The following is a 21,601-nucleotide window of genomic DNA, read 5'->3' on the forward strand; positions in this document are numbered from 1 at the left end:
TACCTACCAGTCGGTATGTCAAGTTCAAAAATAGTAGCGCTTGGCAGGCGCTAGTACCTTGACAGCTCTAAAACAGTATTCACTGGATTAGGGCTAGTATTCATCAACGACCACATATTGTTCATCATTCGCTGACGCAGTTCCGGGTGTCTAAATTGGCTTCCCAATGACTTCTGGCCGTTAACTGTTGCCAAAATAGTAGCTGCCAAGGCATAACTGTCAAGACTACTCTTAAGTTCGCCGTTGTCCACCGCTGTCTGAATCCGTCTGGCCAACGCCTCGCAAATCCACAGCTGAATTCGCTGAATCCTTTCCTGAATATCAGGAAACAGCTGCATAATATCAATCACAAAATGAACGTGATCGACACAGATCTCCCGGTCCAGCCCAAACAGCTCCCTGGAATATTCCTCAAACGCATCGTCAACCATGAGCGACTGCAAAATCTCCTGAATGCTTTTTTGGTCACTGAGCAAATCCGTATATTTTGCTTCAAACCGTTCAAAGAAAAATGTAAGCGCAGTGCGCAGCAAATCCTCCTTGCTGGCGAAATAGTGATAGATCCCGCCTTTGGTAATACCAAGCTCATTAGCAACATCTATCAGCGAAACCGATTTGTAGCCATGCCGTAAAAACAGGCGTATTGCTGCAATAATAATGCTCTCCTTGGTCATCTTATCGTCGCCTTTCACAAAGTATGCATCTTTACATACCTACCAGTCGGTATGTTGTTATTATCCCCTAAAATCGTGCTACTGTCAATAGCGCGCAGGCAAAAATAACGGCACAGCCAAAAGAAGAATATTACCGGCCGGCGGTACTAAAAAGGGAATGAGACCTGTAAATTACAGAACTCATTCCCTGAAAACTGCCTGCTGCAGTTTAATCTGACTTTTGGGGTCTTTTAAGCTGGGCGGCCTGAGGGTTGCTGCGCCTTCAATAAATGACAGGCAGCACTGTGTCCAGGCGCAATCTCCTCAAGAGCCGGCTTTTCCTGACTGCATATTTCCCTGCTCTCCGGACATCTGGTTTGAAATGGACAACCTGGCGGCAAGTCGAGAGGGCTGGGGATCTCTCCGGCCAGCGTTCGCACCGCTGTCCCGCCCTTTTTCTTCACCGGAAAAACGGACTGCAACAACGCCTTTGTATAAGGGTGCTGCGCCTTATTCAGCTCGCTGCCCGCCAGCACCTCCACGATATTGCCGAGATACATCACGGCGATGCGATGGCTAATCTGCGATATCAGGGCCAAATCATGACAGATAAAGATCATGGACAGATTTTTTTCCTGTTGTATTCTGACCAGAAGCTCCACAATTTTTTTCTGCACAGACACATCCAGCGCACTGGTCGCCTCATCGCAAACGAGAATGTCGGGGCCGAGCGCCAGCGCCCGGGCAATGCCAACGCGCTGGCGCTGCCCGCCGCTCATATTGCCGGGATAACGGTCAGCAAATTGCTCCGGTAATTCAACCATGCGCAAAAGCGCTTCGGCCTTTTCCCCCGCCTCACTGTCTTTTATCAGCTTGAAATTGCGCAACGGCTCGCAAAGGATATCCTTTATCTTCATTTTCGGATTGAAAGCCTGCGCCGGGTCCTGAAATACCATCTGCACATGCCGACGGCTCTGCCGCATACGCTCGCCCTTAAGTCGCGTGAGATCCTCGCCCCGATAGCAAATAGCCCCGCTCGTCGGCGCATAGAGCTGCATAATAAGTTTTACAAGCGTGCTTTTACCGCAGCCGCTCTCGCCAACAACGCCAAGTGTTTCGCCCCGGTAAAGCGACAGCGACACATCATTGCAGGCTGTCAGCATGCGCCCGCCAGCTGCCGGGAAGCGTTTTACGATATGCTCGATTGTCAGGATCGCTTCCTTTTCAGCCAACATATCTTTCCCCTCCGACCTGCGGCACCGCATCTAACAGTTCTTTCGTATACGCCGACTGCGGCCGGGCAATAATATCATCCGTTTCGCCGGACTCTACGATCCGGCCTTCTTGCATGACGACCAGCTTATCCGACATATAGGCGGCTACACCGATATTATGGGTAACAATGATGATTGCCGTTTTATCCTTCTGGCAGATTTCCATCATTTCTTTTACCACTTGCGCCTGCGTTGTCACATCCAGGGCCGAAGTCGGCTCATCCGCCAGCAGCAGGCGCGGTGTAAAAAACATGGCCATGGCCACGCCGACGCGCTGGCGCATGCCGCCGCTCAGTTCAAACGGGTAGCCTTTCATAATATTTTCCGGATTGGGCAAGTGCATTTTCCTCAGCATATCCTCTGCCGCCCTGGCGGCTTCTCTTTTCGTCATCGGCGAGTGCTCGCAGATATACTCAATAAATTGGCTGCCGATACGCCGGATGGGATCCAGCATGCTCCCGCTGTCCTGAAAAACCATGGCGGCCTTGGTTCCGCAGAGGCGACTCCACTCGTCAGGCGTATTTTCCAATAGATTTTTACCTTCAAAGAGGATCCTCCCGCCGCTTACACGGCCCTCATGCGGCAGGCAGCCCATGATTGCGCGGATAACCGTTGTCTTGCCGCTGCCGCTTTCGCCGACAATCGCCAGGACTTCCCCCTCAGCAAGCGATAAATTCACATCCCGGACGATTGCACGTTCCGCATAGGATACCGAAAGTTCTGATACCTCTAGCAACATTCCAATTCCCCTTCGTGCAACATTATTTTTTCGCCGGTTTAATCTTATTGGTCAGCCAGTAATAATCGGACGGATACATCCGCGCCCCTTCAAGCGAAACCGAGCTGATGATGTTGGTTTCCGGATAGCCCAGGAACAGAGCCGCGCCATCGTTCATAATGATCTGCTGAATATCGATGATGAGCTGACGGCGCTTTTGATGTTCAAACTCTGCGGACAGTTCCGCAAACTTCGCATCCAGTGCAGGATTGCTGTAGCCGGAGCCGTTCTGCGGATTATCGCCGTTCTTGTTGGTCCGCCAGTACCAGTTCAGGAAGATTTCCGGATCGCCGGTATTGGCCGTCGTAATATTCGAAATTAGCAAGTCATACTCGCCGTTAATCCCCATCTTATCAATCAGATTATAGTCCACCGTCTTGATTTTTACATCAAAGCCCACTTTTTTCGCATCTGATTGCGCCGCCTCGGCGTAGATCGGCAGTTCCGCGCGGCTGTTATACACAACAAAATCCACCGTCAGCTTCTTGCCGTCCTTTTCCAGTATACCGTCACCGTCGGCGTCCTTCCAGCCGGCTTCCGCCAATAGCTGTTTGGCGCGGTCAATATTATAGCTGTTGGGATCCGTAAGCTGATCGAAGCCGTAATCCATCGATGGAGGTACAGGAGCCTTGCCCTCAATAAAGGTTCCTTTCAAAATAACTTCATTATATACCTTTCTGTCGCAGGCGCTGATGAATGCCGCGCGAACCTTCTGATCGCCTAAAACGCCTTTTTGGTTAATTCGCGCCAGGACGGTGCGCAGTGAGGGAATTCTGTCGATATGGAACTTTTCCTTGTCGTTAAAGAGGCTAATATCACCGGCTGCAATATTGACCGCCATGTCCACCTCGCCGGACTGCAGAGCCATTGCCCGGGTATTCGGATCGTCTATAGACGGAATTTCAACTGTTTCATAAGGCACTTCGCCGTCCCAGTAATGCGAATTTTTCACCATAACCGCTTTATCCTTGACGAAAGACTTGCACATATAGGGACCGGTGCCAATCGGACCTTCCTTGGCGAAGTTGCGTTCCGGTTCAGCCGATACATCTACAATCAAAAAGAGCGGATCGGCCAAAAAGCCCGGCATATTCGGCTCCGGCTTTTCCGTCAGGATCGTAAGCGTTTGACCGTCAGCCTTCATTTCCTTATACTTAAAAAATGTTACCGACCGTTTATTTTTCGCAAAGGCTCTTTCCAGCGAGGCCTTAACAGCGGCCGCGTCTAACGGCTTGCCGTTGGAGAACTTCACTCCGTCTCTGATTTTAAAGGTCCAGCTCATGTGGTCGGCACTAATCTGCCAGCTTTCAGCCAGCCACGGCTGCACATTCATCTTTTCATCAAATTTTGCAAGACTTTCCCCCAGGCCATAACGCATAACGACCCAGCCAAAATAATTCTCCGTTGGTTCCAGTGAATCCGCAAAATTTGTTACACCAATTCTCAGCGTCGTTGGGTCAGCTTCCTTTGTACCGCTGCCGCCGCAGCCCGCTATAAGAGTCGCTGCCATACAAATCAGCAGCAGCAGGCAGGTAAATCTTCCCAGTCTCTTCATAACCTCATCCCTTCCATATGTTTATTCAGTTTGTCCGCTGTGGGTCCATAATATCGCGCAGGCTGTCTCCCCATAGGTTGAAAATCGCTACAACAATCAGTATGGCCGCTCCCGGATACAGCATCAGCCAGGGAGCCGTTTGGATATGCTGTCTTCCCTCATTGAGCATAAGTCCCCATTCCGGTGTCGGCGGCTGCGCGCCAAAGCCCAAAAACGACAAGCCTGCCAATTCCATAATCATCACACCGATGTCCATGGCGGCCGTTATAACAATGATCGGCAGAATATTGGGCAGAATATGACGCCATAAAAGATGCAGCGGCCTTGTCCCATTGGTTACGGCCGCTGCGATAAAATCACGCTCGCGCAGCTTCAGCGTAAGGCTGCGCCCCAAACGCGCGTACTTGGTCCAGTTCACCGCCGCCAGCGCCAAAATTGCATTTACGATATTGCCGCCCAGCATACCGGCAATGGCAATAGCCAGCACGATCCCCGGAAAAGCCAGCATCATGTCCACAATGCGCATGAGCACAGTATCCACTTTGCCGCCCGAATAGCCGGCCACCACGCCGATAAAAGTTCCTCCTACCGTAATAATAGAAACCACCATCATCGTCATGATCAACGAGGTGCGCATCCCGTAAAGAATACGCGAAAAACAGTCCCGCCCCAGCTTGTCCGTGCCGAATATGTGCTCCGCCGACGGCGCCTGCAGCGACTGCCGCATTACCGCGTCATACGGATCATAAGGAGCCAGCCAGGGCGCAAAGAGCGCAAAGCCGACAACCACAAGGACAAAAAACGTGTACAGCCCAAACAAAAACTTGTCCTTTGTCCAAAACGCCACTCAGCCTCCTCCTTTCTTCAGCCGCGGATCAAGATAGGTATAGGAAATATCGACTAACAGATTTATTGCCATATATAAAACGGCAATCCAGAGGACAACCCCCTGCACCAGCGGATAATCACGCATCGCAATGGCCTGCACCGCCATTTTGCCAAGACCGGGCCAGGAAAAGACCATCTCAATAACAGCCGCGCCGCCTAGCAGCCAGCCGATCGACAAACCCAAGAGCGTGATCAGCGGCAAACACGCATTTGGCAGCACATGCCGCCAGAGAATCTTCTGCATGGGCAAGCCCCGCATCCGGGCGCCAATGATATAATCCTGTCCCAGTTCCTCCAAAATTGCCGTACGCACCTGCCGCGTATATTTAGCCGACATCGCAATAGCCAGCGTCAGCGCCGGCAGCACCATCCGGTCAAACGACACCACGCCGCCCGCTATCGGGAACAAACCCAGCTTCAGCCCAAAAACATACAGCAGAATAAGCCCTACCCAGAAGCTCGGCATGGATACACCTAAAAACGTAATGCCGCGAATTAGATAATCAACAGCGCGGTTTCGATACACCGCCGCCAGTATCCCGCACGGCACCGAGATCAGCAGCATCATGACAATCGACGCGGCGGCGAGCACTATAGTGCCCGGCAGACACTGCCAGAGACGGTCGGCTACCGGCATCTTCGCCGAATACGCCATGCCCATATCCCCCTGCAAAACACCGGTAAGCCAGCGAAGGTACTGCACATGAAACGGCTGGTCCAGGCCCAGCTGCGCCCGCGTTTCGGCAATCGTTTCCTCCGAAACAATGGTATCGCCTACCTCCAGCAACATCTCCACCGGGTCCCCCGGCGACAGATACATCAGAGAAAACGTCAGCAGGCTCACACCGAAAAGCGTAATAAGCATCTGCGCCAAACGATGCAAAAGCTCTTTTCTCTTCAAGGCACCTTCTCCTCTCTGTTCAACAAAAATCCGGCTAGAATCATTTTCTTAACGAGAAGAAAAGGATTCTAGCCGGATTAAACAACTGCCCAGGCAGTCGTACTGCGGTCATATGCAGAAAATCAGACAAGAGCGCTGATTGGCACACACGCACACATCCATTTCCTTATCACGCGTAAGTCAACAATGAATCTTATTATAAGCAGGCTTTCTGGCTCATAGATCATAACCTTGCTTCCGTCTTCCCAGAGTTTCTCCAGTGACGATCTTCGAAGCAGGCTCCCTATTTACAGCTGCGGGACAGCACGGGATTTTCACCCGTTTTCCTCTCATCGTTCAGCAGTGAATGCTGCTGACACTTATAACGTTCTGTATAAAATTGTCATTAATAATAAAAATTTGGCTATTTGTATTGTTTTTATTATTATATAAATACGCGACAATGATTGTCAACCATTATTTTACTGATAAGTATTCCTCACAGGTATAATTGTACTAAAAAGGAAATATTACTATATTCACCGAATTAACCAGTCTGTTAACTATTCCTTTTGATTCTCGTAAAACCTGCAATCAGCATCATTTATGGTTGATATTTCAATATTGATTGGGCATCCCGGCCTTCTCCCAAAGGTGAAGCCGGCGAGCATTCTTATGCTTGCCGGCCTTTTGCGCCGTTGCGAGTAGAAATTAGCTGCCGATTAAGAATACGCCTCTCAGCTCCAGCTCTTACACCAGATGCGCTAATGTCGTGCTAAGGTTATATAATATAGCTAATCTCCTGCCGGTTAATCAATTCGAGGATTTCTTCGCGCGCCTGTAAAAATTGCGCTGTATAGCGTACCCGGTTAGAATTCTCCCCGGAGATTGCATAAGTGAAGGAGGTTTTAAATTCTTTCACAATGCGCCCCGGCCGCTTGGACATAACCAGCACCCTGGTTCCCAGGGCCAGCGCTTCATCCACATCATGGGTAATAAATAAAATCGTGCATTTCGATTCCCACCATATGTTGCGCAACAGGCTTTGCATCTGCTCGCGGGTCAGGGCGTCCAGGGCCCCGAAAGGCTCATCCATCAACAGTACGCGGGGTTTATTAACCAATGACCGGGCAATAGCTACCCGTTGTTTCATACCGCCCGATAATTCGTACGGCTTATGATTACCGAACTCCTCCAAACCCACTTTCCGCAGATATTCTTCGGTAAGCTGCCGGCTCTCACTTTCAGGGATATTGCGCATTCTTAGCCCAAACCGGACATTATCCCGGGTGGTCAGCCAGGGATACAGGGGCGGCTGCTGAAACACAACCCCCCGATGCCAGTCGGCCCCTTGGATTGCTGCCCCGTCCATAACAGCCTGGCCGGCCGACGGGCTGATAAAACCGGCAACAATTTTTAACAAAGTGCTTTTTCCGCAGCCCGAAGGTCCCAGCAGGCAGACAAACTCGCCTTCGTGCAGGCTAAGATCAATGTTTGCCAATGCATATATGTCAGAGTCCGCCTGATAAGTCAACGACACATTCTTCAGGACCACCACCGCATCAGCCTGCTCCTCAGCCCACCCGGGCTCACTTAACACCATACTGCAGCCTCCTGCTTACATTTACTTTAACGTAGTTTCAATATATTGGGGGTTAACGGCTTTCTCAAAAGCCTCCAGGTCCGGGGCGGTTTCGATTGCTTTTTGCTCAACCAGGAAGTCGGCGGTAGCCTTTAATACTTTAGCCAGATTACCCTTATTGGTGCTTGAGCCAAAGTATTTGTCAGCCACCTGCTCCCGGCCGGACAGCCAAATCAGTTCCCTGGTCTGCTTTAACGCCTCGGCTTTATCAATATTCAGTCCTTGCGCCAAAGCTGCGGCCGCCTCATCAGGATTGTTTTTGTAAAGGTCATGGGCTTTTTGCTGGACTTTTATATATTGAGCGACAACCTCCGGATATTTCCGGGCAAATTCTTTGCTGACAACCCCAAGATCGGCCGTTATTATGCCTTTCTCCGCTAATTTGCCACTGTCGGTGATCACCTTGCCATCGGCCAGCAATTTGCCTAAAACAGGATTCCAGACATAAGCGGCGTCAATATCGCCACGCTGCCAGGCCGCAAAAATATCAGGCGGCTGCATATCCAATATCTTAACTTCAGCCTGATTGACACCCTCCACCTTCAGGGCATTCAGCAGGCTGTAGTGAGCCGTGGAGCTAAACGGCACCGCCACTTTTTTACCTTTCAGGTCCTGAACTGAATTAATATTGGCAGTGTTCTTTACCGCCAGCGACTCGGCCGCCCCGATAACATCATGAATCCAGAAAACCTCATAGCCAAGCCCCTGGGAGATGCCGACAGCAGCGGGCGTACTCCCCATTAACCCAATATCAATACTGTTTGAGGCAAAGGCGTTGTTGACATCCCGGCCGGAATCAAATTTTTTGAAATTAACCTTTACTCCCAGCTCACTCTCATAAAAACCTTTCACCTTGGCTACGATTTCGTCATTGGGTATATCCTGAAAACCAATAGTGACCACTTCCGGCTTCGCCGGTGTACCAGCCTGGTTGCTCTGGCCGCAGCCGGTCAATTGCAGGGCCACAGCCAGTATCAGCCCGCCTGCCACCAACAATTTTTTCCATTTTTTTCTCATTAACAACCTCTCCCTTTTCTGTTTATTCTTTTCCTTTCCAAGGTACGATCCTTTGCTCGGCAAACCTTATTATCCTGTCAATCATAATACCGGTTATGCCCATAATAATAATGCCGAGAAAAATAATATCGCTTCTTAGAAATTTACTGGCATCAAGTACCATCCAGCCGATACCGGTCACAGCCGCAACCATCTCGGCCGCAACTAAAGTTGTATAAGCAACACCAATTGCGGTCCGTAAACCGACAAATATATCAGGCAGGCAGGCCGGAAAAATCACATGCAGGAAGACCTGCCTGCTGTTGGCCCCCAGTGTATAAGCGCCATCAATATAGTCATTTCTGATCTTCAGTACCCCCGCTACACAGGCAATATAAACAGGGGCAAAGCCTGCCAGATATAACAACGCAATCTTGGATGAATTCTCTATCCCCATCCATAACACCAGCAGGGTATAATAGGCCAGCGGCGGCAGCGGCCGGTAAAATTCAATCAGCGGATCCACAATAGCGCGGATTTTTGAATTGTAGCCGCTGGCTAACCCCAGCGGAATAGCCGTAATGACCACCAGCAAGAATGAAGCGATAAGGCGGAGCATGCTGTCCCCCAGGTGTGTGAGCAGGCCATTTTCTTTATAACCGTTCCTGGCAATTTCCAGAAAGCTGTTCATAACTTTGTGCGGCGAAGGCACCAGAATGTCTGACACAAGCTTTAACTCGGTAACTATAAACCACAGCAACAGCACGATACCGACTGTGCTGAACGTCAATAAGCGCTCTGTGGTAATATGCCTGCCGGCAGTGCGGCATACACTCCCAACCTCAACCCTGATCATGCCATTCCTCCTGTCCCGGCCTTACTTTCATATAACCTCACTCCCTCTGCCGCAGGGCTAAACCCGCAGCTTGCCCAGTGCTCCCCGCAGGGCAGCGGTAATTTTATCAATACCCGCTTTGTCGATAATCAGCGGCGGCGCCGTATATAAGACATTATTAAGCTCAGGGACACTGCGCACCATTCTGCCGATAATAACCCCTTCTGCTTTAGCGGCCGCCACCACCTGGGCCAGATATTTCTCAGGCAGCGGGCTCTGGGATTTTTTGTCGGCCACTAATTCAATGCCCACTAATAACCCTTTGCCCCTAACCTCGCCGACAACCGGCAGCCCGGCCAGCTCTTGCAGGCTCGCCATTAAATATGTACCCATGGCCGCACTCTGCTCCGCCAGTCGCTCCTCCTCAATGATCCTGATATTCTCCAGCGCCGCCGCCGAGCAGCCGGTACAGCCGCCAAAGGTGCTGATATCCCGGAAGTAGCCGCTTGTATCCTCCGGTTCAGCCAGAAACCTGTCAAAGATACTTTTCCTCGCAACTGTGGCCGATATCGGCATATAACCGCTTGCCAGACCTTTGGCCATGGTAATAATATCCGGATCAACGCCATAGTGCTGATGGCCAAACATTAAGCCGGTTCTGCCAAAGCCGGTAACCACCTCATCCATAATCAGCAGCACCTCATAGCGGCGGCAGATCTCCTGCACAAGCGGATAATACTCGGCAACCGGCGGAATAATCCCGCCGCCGGCGGTAATCGGCTCGACAATAACAGCAGCAACCGAGTCTTCACCTTCTGTTTGTATGACAGTCTCGAGGGCCCGGGCACAGTCAATATTACAGCCGGGATAACGCTTGCCAAATTCGCACCGGTAACAAAGAGCATGAGGGATTTCAACAAAGCCGGCCGGCAACGGCCCGAATTTCAGTTTTCGTTCTGTCTGCCCGCTGCTGGCCAGCGCCGCCAAAGTAGTACCGTGATAATCCCGGTTGCGGTAAATAATCTTATATTTGTCTCGTCGGGGATATTGCTCGCGAAAATATTGTCTGGCAATCTTAAACGCCTTTTCGTTAGCTTCGGAGCCGCTATTGGAAATATATACTTTCGGCAGCCTAGGCAATAAGGCCGCCAGCTTCTGGGCCAGCAAAATATAAGGGGGTGTCGCCAGTGAACCGGCATAATAAGGCAGCCGCCGTAATTGCTCGCTGATTGCCTTGACCATGGTTTCCCGGCCATAGCCGACATTAACAGCCCAAACCCCGCCGGACAAGCCATCCACATATTCCCGGCCCAAGGCATCTTTAATGATAAAGCCATTGCCCTCGACCATAATCGGCGGCTCCTGGTGATCAAACTGCCTGTGATTTGTAAGGTGCAGCCACAAGTGCTCCCGGTGGAGACGTGCCAATTCATCGGCATCGAGTCCGCCTGCCACTTCTTTATTCATACTCTAACCTCCCAGCGATAAGTTCCCCGTTGTCCGGTAATCAATCGACCGACTTGAGAAGACAAACACCCTCTCCCGCTCTGCCGTCACACCGGCAGATAAGTTATCGTATGGTCATCATGATGTACGGACAATATAAGTCATAAATAACACTGATAAAATAAAAAGGCTAAGATTCAGTTCCCCACAGGGATATTGATCTTAGCCTTCAGTTATTCTGATCAGCCTGCTCGCAATTAAGTTATATATTTTATATCATATAAAACTGTACGTTGTCAATGACTTAAGGGTAATGATTCCTGACTTTTGGCAAATTAAATAATTTATAGCAAGAAAAGCAAAAAACAGGTTGTCCGAACATCCGTATAATGGTATAATGAACAGCAAATTGATTAAATATGGCGTAAGCTCTTATAACAGGAGAGACCGGTTCCACCTGAGGAAGGATGTACAGGCTGTGTTAGATCGAAAAAATTCTATGCCGCTGCATTTGCAAGTGCGAAATTGCCTGCATAACGAAATTTTAAAGGGGACTTTTACCGATAAGATCCCGGCCGAATACGATCTTATGGCTAGATTTGCCGTAAGCCGGGCCACAATCCGCCGGGCCATCCGGAGTTTAATTGAGGAAGGTATCCTCGAATCACGGCAAGGGCTGGGAACATTTGTTGCCGTCAGGCCGATTGAGGAGTGGCTGGGCAACTTAAGCACCTTTTTTGAGATTGTTGATGAAATGGGAATGAATCCTAATATCCGGGTGCTAAGTCAGGGAATGGTTACCGCCCCCCAGGATGCAGCCAAGATTTTCGGTGTAAAAGATGTCTACGAAACAATCAGGCTGCGCTTAGCCAATGACACCCCGGTGGTCCTGGAAACCCAGTATTATCCGTTGGCGATTGGACAAAAGTTAGCGGAATTTGATTTAAATAATGTTTCAACTTATGATATCCTGGAAACAAAACTGGGTATAAGCCTCTGGGAGGCCAAACAAACAATTGCCTCAATTATTCCGGCCGACCGGGAGAAAAAACTCTTAGGACTGACGGCCGACCCTTGCTGTGCACTGCTTTCCAAACGTCTGGTCACCGATCACGACGGCAATCCGCTGGAATATGAGAAAAGCATCTACCGGAGTGACATGTATGCCTTTCGGATTAACTTAACCCGCCGGCGTAAAATATAGCCTTCTTGTCTACATAAACCCCAAACCGGCTGATCAGAACCACTGAAGGCCGGAGAGCGCTTCTGCTTTCCGGCCTTTTCTTTTTTGCCCCCAGGGACAGAGGTGTCCATAACTAATAATAAAACAGGAGAGGTGTTTATTATGGAACTGAGTGCTGCCATTGCCAACAGGAGAAGTATCCGGAAATTTAAGCCTGATCAGGTGTCTGACGACGACATCAAAGCAATATTGGCGGCAGCAAGGCTGGCCCCCTCCGGGTCCAACCTGCAGCCTTCACGCTATGTGGTTATTAAAAGCCCGGAAGCCAAAGCCAGGCTGGCAGAGTATACGCTGCCGTTTGTAACGAAAGCCCCGGTGATCATCGTATGCTGCACAGACTCGCAGGTATGGTCGACGGCCCTGGCAAGATGGACCGAGCTGCAAGCCGCAGGCGCCTTTAGCGACAATCCGCTTGATGTGGAAAAAATCCTTGAGTATAAGCAGCGAAACCCTCTTGATCCGGAAACGGCCAAGGCGTATGCCTGGCTGAATGCGGCGATTGCGATTGATCATATGACCCTTACAGCCTTCGACTTAGGCTTAGGCAGCTGCTGGATTGGCATCCTGGACCGTCAAAAGATTAAAACAATGCTTGAACTGGATGACAGATATGATGTGGTGGCCCTGCTGCCGGTCGGCTATCCTGATCAGCAGCCGGCAGCAAGGCCGCGGCTGGCAATGAGTGAGTTATTGTTAAAAGAACTATAGGGCTGCAAGGGAGAAGTACAGGGGCCTGCCATTTTGCTTGGCAATAAACAGAATATGCTAGCGAAGCAAAATGAACGTCCCCCTGCTTCTCTTCAAAAATGATCTCCACCGCTTGGTGGAGATCATTTTTGGTTCTGTTTATTGCTCAGCAGACTGCTCCTGGCTGCTGAGCCGGTAGATTTCCTTGGCCCTGATCTGGCAGAGCCCCCACAGGGCGGCAGTATCGCCGGGATTTATTCTGAGGGCGTCACCAAAGGCTGCCACTGCCGGCCGGTTATCGCCCTGCTGCAAATGCCAGTAAGCCTGTTTCATATGGTTGGCATAATGATCAAGCAGCTTCAGGGTCTCTTGCCCGAAATAGTAGCCCTGAACGACCAGTACCTTGTGCTTCGGCCAATAATGATTAACCGGCGCATTCACGGCAACAGGACCGTAAACCCAGGCGCCGCTCGTATTCATAACCCCCCACTGGCGGTTGCCGTAGACTTCAATTACCCCCTGCGCGGGAAAATATTCTACCCGTTCAAACCGGGGCGGAACAATCTCCTGTCCGGTTTTATCCATATAGCCAAAACTGTCCTGGCGTTTTATCTTAGCCAGGCCTTTAGCAGACTTGGCAATAAGGTCATACCGGGGGGGAACCACATAACGGCCTTCGCGGTTAATCACCCCATAAAGGCCATCCTGCTTAACAATAGCCTGTCCGTCGTGAAAGGAATCGGCCTGCTCATATTGAGCGGCAATCACCATGTTGCCGGTTCGGTCAATAAAACCGTATTTGCCGTTCAGCTTCACATTGGCCAGGCCCTCGGCAAACTTGGCCAGACTATTTTCGTACAGGCAGGGTACAACCAGGCGGCCGGCTTTATTGATAAAGCCCCATTTCCTGTCTATCTCCACGGCGGCCAGACCGTCGACAAAATCGGCGGCGTATTCATAGCGGGGAGAAATAACAAACTTACCTTGTTTGTCGATGTAGCCATAATTACCGTTGTAAGCGACATGGGCCAGGCCTTCGCTGTATAACAGCGCCGAACCGAACTGCGGTTTAACAACGATCCGCCCCCGGGTATCGACGAAACCATAACTGCCCTGGGCCTGCACTGACGTAAGCCCTTCCTTAAAGTAAAACCAGGCCCAGTCATAGTCAGGCTTAACAGCAATGGAACCATCCAGGCGGATAAACCCGTATTTGCCGTTTTCCTTAATCCGGGCCAGCCCGTCGTGAAAGCTGCCGGCCTCATCAAACCGGGGCGGAATAACCCACCGGCCTGTATCCCGCCGCAGATAACCCACCCTGGTCCCTGCTTCGGTCATTACCGGGAAGGAAACAACATCATCGCCTGCCAGCCGCACTTTGCGCCTGGCCGCAGCCGGCGCGGCCGGGGGATATTGACCGAAGGTTTCCTGCTTGGCCTTGGCCAGAGCCCGGCCCCAGGTAGCCGCCTCATCTTGCGGATTAATCGTCAAAGCCGATTCAAACCAGGCAATGGCAGCGTCATAATTCTTTATTGCCAGTTCGGCATAAGCCGCTTGCAGGTAGTTTGCATAATGCGGCAGCTTGCTGCCGTGGCGGTCATAATAGGTGCCATTACTGACAATAATCCCCTGCTCCGGCCAGTACTCCGACACAGGACCCGGTAAGCCGGCCGACTGGACAACCCATTGGCCGCCGGGGTCCAGGTACCCGGTTTTTTCACCAAGCTTGGCTTTGATAAGCTGGCCCTCCCAGCGGGGGTAAGGATCAAGCTCGCAGGCAATCACCGTCTGCCCCTTATTGTCGATAAACCCGTGCTTGCCGTTCAGGCTGACCAGGGCCAGACCATTCCGGTGGGGGAAAGCAAGATCATAGCGGGGTTCGACTACCCATTGGCCGGCTTTGTCGATATAACCGAAATTCCCCTTCCACTCCACAACAGCCAGTCCCTCCTGAAAGGGAAAGGCACTTTGAAACTGCAGCGGGATTACTACCGCCCCGGTTTTATTAATATAACCGGTCTTGCCTGCCACAGCGGCCTGAGCCAGCCCGTCAGAAAATGAGCCTGCCGTTTCATACTGCGGCTCGATGGCAAACCGGCCAGACCTGTCAATGAAACCATACTTGCCTTGCACTTTTACTGCGGCTAAACCTTCGCTGAAAGGCAAAGCCTGGTCGAACTGCGGCATAATCACCGGTTGGCCGCTGCGGTCAATATAACCAAACTTGCCGTTTATGCTCACGGCCGCCATCTGCTCACTAAAAACAAGATTGGCATTGTCGTATTTGGGGGCCAGGATAACTTCCCCCTGTTCATCCATAAGGCCAAATCTGCCGTTCTCTTTGACGACAGCCAAACCATCCCGGAAACCGGCAATAGACTGAAACGCCTGCGGGCCGACCGGCTGCCCCTGCAAATCAATCAGTCCCACCTGCTTACCATTACCGGCCACGGCCAGGCCATTGGGCTGAAAGTCCCCGGCGACAGTAAATCGGGGCGGTATTACCCATTTGCCGCTGCTTCGCAGCATGTAGCCGAATTTTTCCCCCTCCGGGGTACTAACCTTTATGCATTTCACGTCTTCGCTGCTAATCGCAGCAGCAGCCGGCACCAAAGCGGTGATACAGATCCAGAAAGCCAGCATTAACATAAAAAACTTTATCTGCCGCTTCATTATTCCCTCCCCGGGTAACCATGTTACCGAACCCAAGTTAAATATGGTTCTGATATAGTAAGGCAATATATGTCGCCACTAATAAAAGCGCGGAACTGGGAAAGACGTAAAACCGGCCTTGCAGACCCTCTTTTCCCAGCGTAATTATCCAGGCCCCTATCCATACCAACAAAAAAAACAGGATGGAAATCCCGGCAACAGCATGTATCTGAATCAGCAAATATTTGCCCACCGTCAGCCATTGCTCTGCCTTTAGCGCCACTAAACCAATACCTAATAAACCGGTTACCCATAATGCCAGCGCGCTCAACAGCAGCTTCCAGCCTAAAACAAGGCCCGCAGCGGCAACCAATTTTGCAAAATCAGCATGAATCCAGCCTTTGCTAATCCGGGTAATAAGAAAAAAACTGCTCCCTCCCAGAATAGCCCCTATTGCCATCTCCGCCAAGCCAGGCGTACCTACAGCATAATTAGCCACACTCCCGCTTCCGGTCAGTACTATAAGCAGCCAGCCCGGCATACCCGGAGAATAATCCTCCTGCAAAGCAATAAACAGCATAATAACAAATACCGCCAGCAGCCTTAGCAGCAGCCATGCATCAGGGATAAAGAAAACAGCCAGGCCGAACACAGCACCGGTTATAACCTCAGTAGCCAGACCATGCTGCAGGAAGTTTCGGCCGCACTCGCCACAGTTTTTGCGCTCACGAAAAAACCAGAGGACAGGTAGACGCCGGTTGTGCCGCCGGTTACAATACGAGCAATATGGCGCAGCCGAGTCGAATTCGCCTTGACTTTCCAGCCATTTGGCCAGTCTGAAGTTAATGGTTCCCCCCCAAAACAGCCCCCCGATAAACATGGCTGCTGCCAGCGGTACAAGCTGGACCTGGAACGGCTGGGAAAGTACTCTTAATGCAGTTGCGGCCAGAACTACTAGCAGCAGGGACGGCAGGAGCCATTGCGGGTATGCGCTTAGTCTTACGCCTTTATTCCTCCCCGCCCCCGCTGGCGTGATCCTGTGAACGATATAATCAACAAATGGCTGTGGAAAAGCTGCATACAGCTCTCGGGTCTGCCTGCTCAAAAAAAAGTGCTCATCAAGCGCTTGCCAGACTGTATCAGGCAAATGATAGCGTGGCCGTGCATAATGTTCCCGCAGATAGTGGAGCAACCTATAATTTATGGCCTGCCTGATTTCCAGCTGCCAGTAGTTCTCATCCTGCAGCAGGCTTTGCCATGCCTGCACTTCGCCCCGCAGCTTGTCGTCCTCAAAAATCTGCCGCACCTGTTGCATGAATTCTGCAATAGTACGGTCCAGCGGCGGCTGGTTCATATCGCTTGCAGCTGTTTCCCAGCCAATACTACCTCCCGGCCTCACCACCACTTCACCAGCTGGCCCTGCCAAAGCCGCCGGCGGTTCATCATGCCACTGAGCTTGCCGGAGTGCCTGCTTGTATGCCGCCCGCAGCTTCTGAAAACCGGTCGGATCAGACTCGGGATGGTATACTTTCAGCATTCTGGCATACGCACTCTTAATGGCTTTACGGTCTGCAGTCGGTTTAAGCCCCAATATAGTCCAACAGTCCATGCCTTAACTCCTGTTTGCCAATTAAATTAACTTCCTTGAGAATACGGCTGCGCGTTAAAGAAATCTGTTATCCTCCAGATCATCCAGAAACTGGCGCAGGGCTTTGGCCGCTTTGCTAACTTCCCGGTCATTCTGCCCGTTAATTACAAACTCAAACCGCTGCAACACCAAGGCCAGTTCTGCCCGCAACTGCCCGCGCAACTCTTCATACAGCCGTTCAGCCCGGGCGATAAGCAGCCGGTTTTCCTGGCGGTCACGCGGATGCACCTTGATTTTGTTCAGCGCCGCCAGACGCCTGTCAATTTCTGCTTTTGCCATGGAGCCGGGCCTTTCCTCAATTACTGTTTTCTTCTTCAGGCCGGTCTCCACCGCCAAAACCTCAACCTCCAGGATGCCATTAATATCATATGTATACCGGACATCAATGGCCTGGCTGCCGGCCGGTGCCGGCGGGACTTCAATCTGCAGCTGTCCCATTTTTATATTATTTTTTGTGTGGCGGCTTTCCCCCTGAAATATTGCCACATTTAAAAATTTCTGATTATCGCTTATCGTATAGAACCGTTCTACCCGGCTCACCGGTATAATCGTATTGCGCTCAATAATTGGCGAAAAGTACCCGGGTTCGTATGCTCCTGCCGGCGTAGCAACGGCTACTTCAATGCCCAGCGTATACGGGCAGACATCAGTTAACACGACTTCCCGCAGCATGAGATTCCGGTCCTTCATCGCCGCTTGTACAGCGGCGCCTGCTGCCACTACTTCATCGGGATTTAACCTGCAGTCAGGCAGCCGGCCGAACAGACGGCTGACCAGACTATGAATGACAGGCATCCTTGTAGCCCCGCCGACTAAAATCACCGCATTCAGCTCGCTCGCTTTCATTGCGGCGTCTTTCAGCGCCTGTTCAACCGGCTGCCGCAATTGATTGAGCAGCGGCTTGGACAATAAGGCCATCGCCGGCCTGTCAATCCTCCAGGTTCTTGTTTGCTCCCCGACGCGGCAAGCCATTGCGCCCGCACTGCTCTGACTCAGGCTCTGTTTGCATTTCTCCGCCTGTTTATAAATAGCCGCATAGGTTTTTTCGTCCAGCTGTTCCCGGCCTAGCTGGCACTCGTTCATAAATTGCTTTACTAATAAATGAGTAAAATCTTCTCCCCCCAGATAATTATTGCCGGCAATCGCCTTGACCTCCAGTACGTTTTCAAAAAGCTCCACAATCGAGACATCAAAAGTACCTCCGCCAAGGTCAAATACTAAAAACCGGGTTTCAGAATCACGCTGATGCAGCCCGTAGGCAATTGCCGCAGCCGTTGGTTCATTGATAAGGCGCTCAACCTTCAAGCCTGCCAGTTCGCCAGCCCGTTTAGTTGCCTGCCGCTGGGCATCGTTAAAGTACGCAGGAACACTGACTATGGCTTCGTCAATACTTTGTCTCAAAAAAACCTCGGCATCTTCTTTTAATGAACGGATAACAAAAGCGGCTAATTCTTCCGGCAAAAAAGAATACCGGCCCAGTGTAAACGTCTTGTTTGTCCCCATAAACCGTTTAAACACGGCAATCGACAGCTGGGGATGGGTAAGCAGCCGTTCCCTGGCGATTTCACCCACCACTATCTCGCCTTCATCACCGACGCTGATCACTGATGGCGTCAGCTTTTTCCCCAGACCATTGGGGATTATCACTGCTTCGCCATTTTGCCAGTAAGCGACCAGGCTATTGGTTGTTCCTAAATCTATGCCCACACTCGCCATATCGGCTCATACCTTTCTAAAAGTATTGCAAGGATCCACCGGCTGCCTTCTCAGCGGCATTTGCGAACCAAGAAGCACCAGATGATCGCGGCCATCAAGATCGTTGCTCCTATAGACTGTACTGTACTTAACATGAGCACTCCTCGCCTATGAATTGAATCCGGCCTCTCCGTAATAGAAGTTACTATATTTAAAATACTACTTTTGGGGTAATACGCCCATAGGACTTACGATTCATTTACACGCCGTCCCGCCACTAACAGTCAAGGTAAAAATCCTCAGAATCTTATATTGCCGTTACATCAGGCAAGAAAATAGCCATAACTGCTTATTATGAAATAAGCAGTTATGGCTATTTCTCTACTAAGGCAGAAATTCCTGCCAGTTCGTTTTACGAGTCCGTTTTTTCACCAATGATAGGGGGTTATGTCAGGGGCGGCCGCTGCTTCTGCTTAAGCTGATGAATCATATCGCCGTCAATCCCGTGGGCACACTCCATAACGACCTCGGTCAAGGTGGGATGGGGATGAATGGTGTGGGCAATGTCCCGGGCGGTCAGGTTGTTACGGATGGCCAGCGCTCCCTCCATAATGAGATCACTGGCATGGGCCCCAAGAATGTGCATGCCCAGGATTTTGCCGGTGCCGGCCGCAGCCACGATTTTAACCAGACCATCCGGTTCAGCCATCGATACCGCTTTGCCGTTAGCGGCAAAGTTAAATTTGCTGATTTTAAAAGCCTCGCCGCCGGCCAGCGCCGCCTGTTCGGTCAACCCTACCGACGCTATTTCCGGGGTAGTAAATATGCAGGCCGGAACCGCACGGTAATCCATCAGCGAGCTGACCCCCATCGCATTTTCCGCCGCCACAAGGCCCTCGGCTGAGGCAACATGGGCCAGCATGCTCCGGCCGGTAACATCGCCGATGGCATAGATACCGGCGACATTGGTTTCCATGCGCGCATTAACGGTTATACCCGCGTGGTCATAAACAACCCCGGCCGCTGCCAGCCCCAGATCCGCCAGCACCGGCCGGCGGCCGGCGGCCACCAGGACCTTGCCGGCCGGCAATTGCTGCCTGCCTTTCCCGGTATCAACCGCAACAAGCACCCCGGCCGGCGCCGCCTCGATCGCCGTTACCCTGGCGCCAACTAGGGTTTTAATGCCCTGTTTGCGCAAAATTATCCCCAGCCGCTTGACCAGGTCATTGTCCAGACCGGGCAAAACAGCCGGCAGCAATTCCACAATTGTCACTTCACAGCCAAAAGAGCGCATAAGCGTTGCAAACTCAATGCCCACAACCCCGCCCCCAATGATCAGCAGGCTTGGCGGGATCTCGGTCAGTTCCAGCAGTTCGTCGCTGGTAATCACGGCCGGCAGCCCGCAGCCAGGCACCGGCACCGGGCCGGGCTGCGAGCCGGTGGCGATAATGATCTGCCGGGCTTCATAACTCTCCCTGCGGCCGGTATCAGGGTTGCTGACCGCCAGCCGGCTGGGGCCTGTCAGCATGGCAGTACCCTGCACCACGGTGATCCCATGGCTGCGCACCAGCTGCTCAATCCCGCCCCGGAGCTGGGCTACCACTGCATTTTTCCGGGCCATGACTGCCCCGAAATCAAAACCAATTCCCGTTGCGGTTAAGCCAAACTCGGAGCTGCGCTTGAGGTCTTCCCATTTTTCCGCACTTTTTAATAAGGTCTTGGTGGGTATGCAGCCCCGGTTCAGGCATACCCCGCCCAGAGACTCTTTTTCCACCAAAAGTACCTTGCCGCCCAGTTGGGCGGCGCGGATCGCCGCCACATATCCGCCCGGCCCGCCGCCAATAACAGCGATATCATAGTTCATGGGCCAATTCCCTCCTGTGTATTTGAAGCTACCGCAACAGATTCCAACTGTCACAGCCGTATTTTGTCCTGACAAGTTCAGCAGCCGTGGCCTGCTCCTGCTCACTCAGCCGGCCGGGCTCCAGTTCAAGCCCCAGCGCCGCACCAAAAGCGGCGCTCATTGTCCGGCGAACCGACTCCCAGCTCACCTCCCGGCCCAGAATTTCCTGCACCGATATGGCCCGTTTGGCCAGCATTGCCGCCACCGAACGCTGCTCCTCCGGTGACGGAAGATTAAGTAAAGCTGCAACCTGCTCAGGCTGAAACGCCAGCAAAATCGAGCCATGCTGCAGAATGACCCCGTCTTTACGCACCTGGGCGCTGCCTGCCAGCTTACGCCCCCGGGCCGTCAGCTCATAGTGCGAGGGGGCATCGAAACATGCCGCCGAGGCGGACCGGCGCCTGGTGCCGGCCTGACTGTAGGCAGCCTTGGGCATACTCATCGCGGCATCGATGCCCAGCGCGCTCAGCCCGGCCAGCAAACCGCCACTAAAATAGTGATAAGAGGCGGTAATGGTTGCCGGAATCTGCGGGGCGTCGGCCCGCACCACCACACTGTAGGTTAGTTCCGCCGCATGGAGAACCGCCCGGCCGCCGGTAAGCCTGCGGACAACATCGATTCCCGCCTGGCGGCATTTCTCTAAATCGACTTCGGCGGCCGCTTTTTGAAAATAACCGATGCTCATAGCGGCCGGCTGCCAGCCATAAAACCGGACTGTCGGCGGTACAGCGCCGCTGGCATGGGCGTGCAGGATAGCCTCATCCACCGCCATATTCCGGGCTGCCGTTCCAATCCCGCTGTTAATAACCCGCCATCTCACCGTCCC

At 52.0% G+C, this 21,601-nt stretch carries 17 protein-coding genes and 1 riboswitch; of the genes, 2 read left to right on the forward strand and 15 right to left on the reverse strand.

Annotated elements, in window-relative coordinates; genetic code table 11:
• Positions 1–50: 50 nt before the first annotated feature.
• The 10 genes from SPTER_RS19635 to SPTER_RS19680 form a co-directional block, all read right to left on the reverse strand.
• Positions 51–692 carry a TetR/AcrR family transcriptional regulator gene (locus tag SPTER_RS19635; RefSeq protein WP_144351941.1) on the reverse strand — a complete coding sequence of 214 codons (642 nt, stop codon included), beginning with the start codon at positions 690–692 and terminating at the stop codon, positions 51–53.
• A 212-nt stretch (positions 693–904) separates the two neighbouring features.
• On the reverse strand, positions 905–1,888 hold the full coding sequence (locus SPTER_RS19640; RefSeq protein WP_144351942.1) for an ABC transporter ATP-binding protein: 984 nt from the start codon (positions 1,886–1,888) through the stop codon (positions 905–907).
• Positions 1,878–2,666 carry an ABC transporter ATP-binding protein gene (locus tag SPTER_RS19645; protein ID WP_144351943.1) on the reverse strand — a complete coding sequence of 263 codons (789 nt, stop codon included), beginning with the start codon at positions 2,664–2,666 and terminating at the stop codon, positions 1,878–1,880. The genes SPTER_RS19640 and SPTER_RS19645 overlap by 11 nt, the downstream gene beginning before the upstream one ends.
• 22 nt (positions 2,667–2,688) lie before the next feature.
• Positions 2,689–4,260 (reverse strand): ABC transporter substrate-binding protein, encoded by a 1,572-nt coding sequence (locus SPTER_RS19650; RefSeq protein WP_144351944.1) that lies wholly within the window; start codon positions 4,258–4,260, stop codon positions 2,689–2,691.
• A 25-nt stretch (positions 4,261–4,285) separates the two neighbouring features.
• Positions 4,286–5,107, reverse strand: coding sequence for a nickel transporter permease (gene nikC, locus SPTER_RS19655; protein ID WP_144351945.1), 822 nt, complete (start codon positions 5,105–5,107; stop codon positions 4,286–4,288).
• Positions 5,108–6,049 (reverse strand): nickel ABC transporter permease, encoded by a 942-nt coding sequence (gene nikB / locus SPTER_RS19660; protein ID WP_144351946.1) that lies wholly within the window; start codon positions 6,047–6,049, stop codon positions 5,108–5,110. It lies immediately after the preceding gene.
• 184 nt (positions 6,050–6,233) lie between these two features.
• Positions 6,234–6,427: riboswitch (cobalamin riboswitch) on the reverse strand.
• Between the two features lie 382 nt (positions 6,428–6,809).
• A complete protein-coding gene (locus tag SPTER_RS19665; protein ID WP_144351947.1) occupies positions 6,810–7,631 on the reverse strand; it encodes an ABC transporter ATP-binding protein in 822 nt (273 codons plus the stop codon).
• Between the two features lie 21 nt (positions 7,632–7,652).
• Complete coding sequence (locus SPTER_RS19670; protein ID WP_144351948.1) at positions 7,653–8,687, reverse strand: taurine ABC transporter substrate-binding protein; 1,035 nt, start codon at positions 8,685–8,687, stop codon at positions 7,653–7,655.
• A 22-nt stretch (positions 8,688–8,709) separates the two neighbouring features.
• Positions 8,710–9,522, reverse strand: coding sequence for an ABC transporter permease subunit (locus SPTER_RS19675; RefSeq protein WP_144351949.1), 813 nt, complete (start codon positions 9,520–9,522; stop codon positions 8,710–8,712).
• A gap of 57 nt (positions 9,523–9,579) precedes the next feature.
• Entirely contained in the window at positions 9,580–10,968 is a 1,389-nt protein-coding gene (locus tag SPTER_RS19680; protein ID WP_144351950.1) for an aminotransferase family protein, read from the reverse strand.
• A gap of 457 nt (positions 10,969–11,425) precedes the next feature.
• On the opposite strand from SPTER_RS19680, the gene SPTER_RS25725 reads away from it, so the two are divergent.
• Together SPTER_RS25725 and SPTER_RS19690 are read left to right on the forward strand one after the other, a co-directional pair.
• Positions 11,426–12,151, forward strand: a complete 726-nt coding sequence (locus SPTER_RS25725) for a GntR family transcriptional regulator (protein WP_211367336.1) — start codon at positions 11,426–11,428, stop codon at positions 12,149–12,151.
• A gap of 141 nt (positions 12,152–12,292) precedes the next feature.
• A complete protein-coding gene (locus SPTER_RS19690) occupies positions 12,293–12,898 on the forward strand; it encodes a nitroreductase family protein (RefSeq protein WP_144351952.1) in 606 nt (201 codons plus the stop codon).
• 138 nt (positions 12,899–13,036) lie between these two features.
• On the opposite strand, the gene SPTER_RS19695 is transcribed toward SPTER_RS19690, so the two are convergent.
• The 5 genes from SPTER_RS19695 to SPTER_RS19715 form a co-directional block, all read right to left on the reverse strand.
• Positions 13,037–15,550: a WG repeat-containing protein gene (locus SPTER_RS19695; RefSeq protein WP_144351953.1), complete on the reverse strand. Its 2,514-nt coding sequence runs from the start codon at positions 15,548–15,550 to the stop codon at positions 13,037–13,039.
• 37 nt (positions 15,551–15,587) lie between these two features.
• Positions 15,588–17,138 carry a J domain-containing protein gene (locus SPTER_RS19700; RefSeq protein WP_144351954.1) on the reverse strand — a complete coding sequence of 517 codons (1,551 nt, stop codon included), beginning with the start codon at positions 17,136–17,138 and terminating at the stop codon, positions 15,588–15,590.
• Positions 17,139–17,192: 54 nt separating this feature from the next.
• Positions 17,193–18,893, reverse strand: a complete 1,701-nt coding sequence (locus SPTER_RS19705) for a molecular chaperone HscC (protein ID WP_144351955.1) — start codon at positions 18,891–18,893, stop codon at positions 17,193–17,195.
• Between the two features lie 424 nt (positions 18,894–19,317).
• A complete protein-coding gene (gene lpdA, locus SPTER_RS19710) occupies positions 19,318–20,736 on the reverse strand; it encodes a dihydrolipoyl dehydrogenase (protein ID WP_144351957.1) in 1,419 nt (472 codons plus the stop codon).
• Positions 20,737–20,764: 28 nt separating this feature from the next.
• A complete protein-coding gene (locus SPTER_RS19715) occupies positions 20,765–21,595 on the reverse strand; it encodes a lipoate--protein ligase family protein (protein ID WP_144351959.1) in 831 nt (276 codons plus the stop codon).
• Positions 21,596–21,601 lie beyond the last annotated feature (6 nt).

Source organism: Sporomusa termitida (assembly GCF_007641255.1).
In the GTDB taxonomy this organism is placed as follows: Bacteria; Bacillota; Negativicutes; order Sporomusales; family Sporomusaceae; genus Sporomusa; species Sporomusa termitida.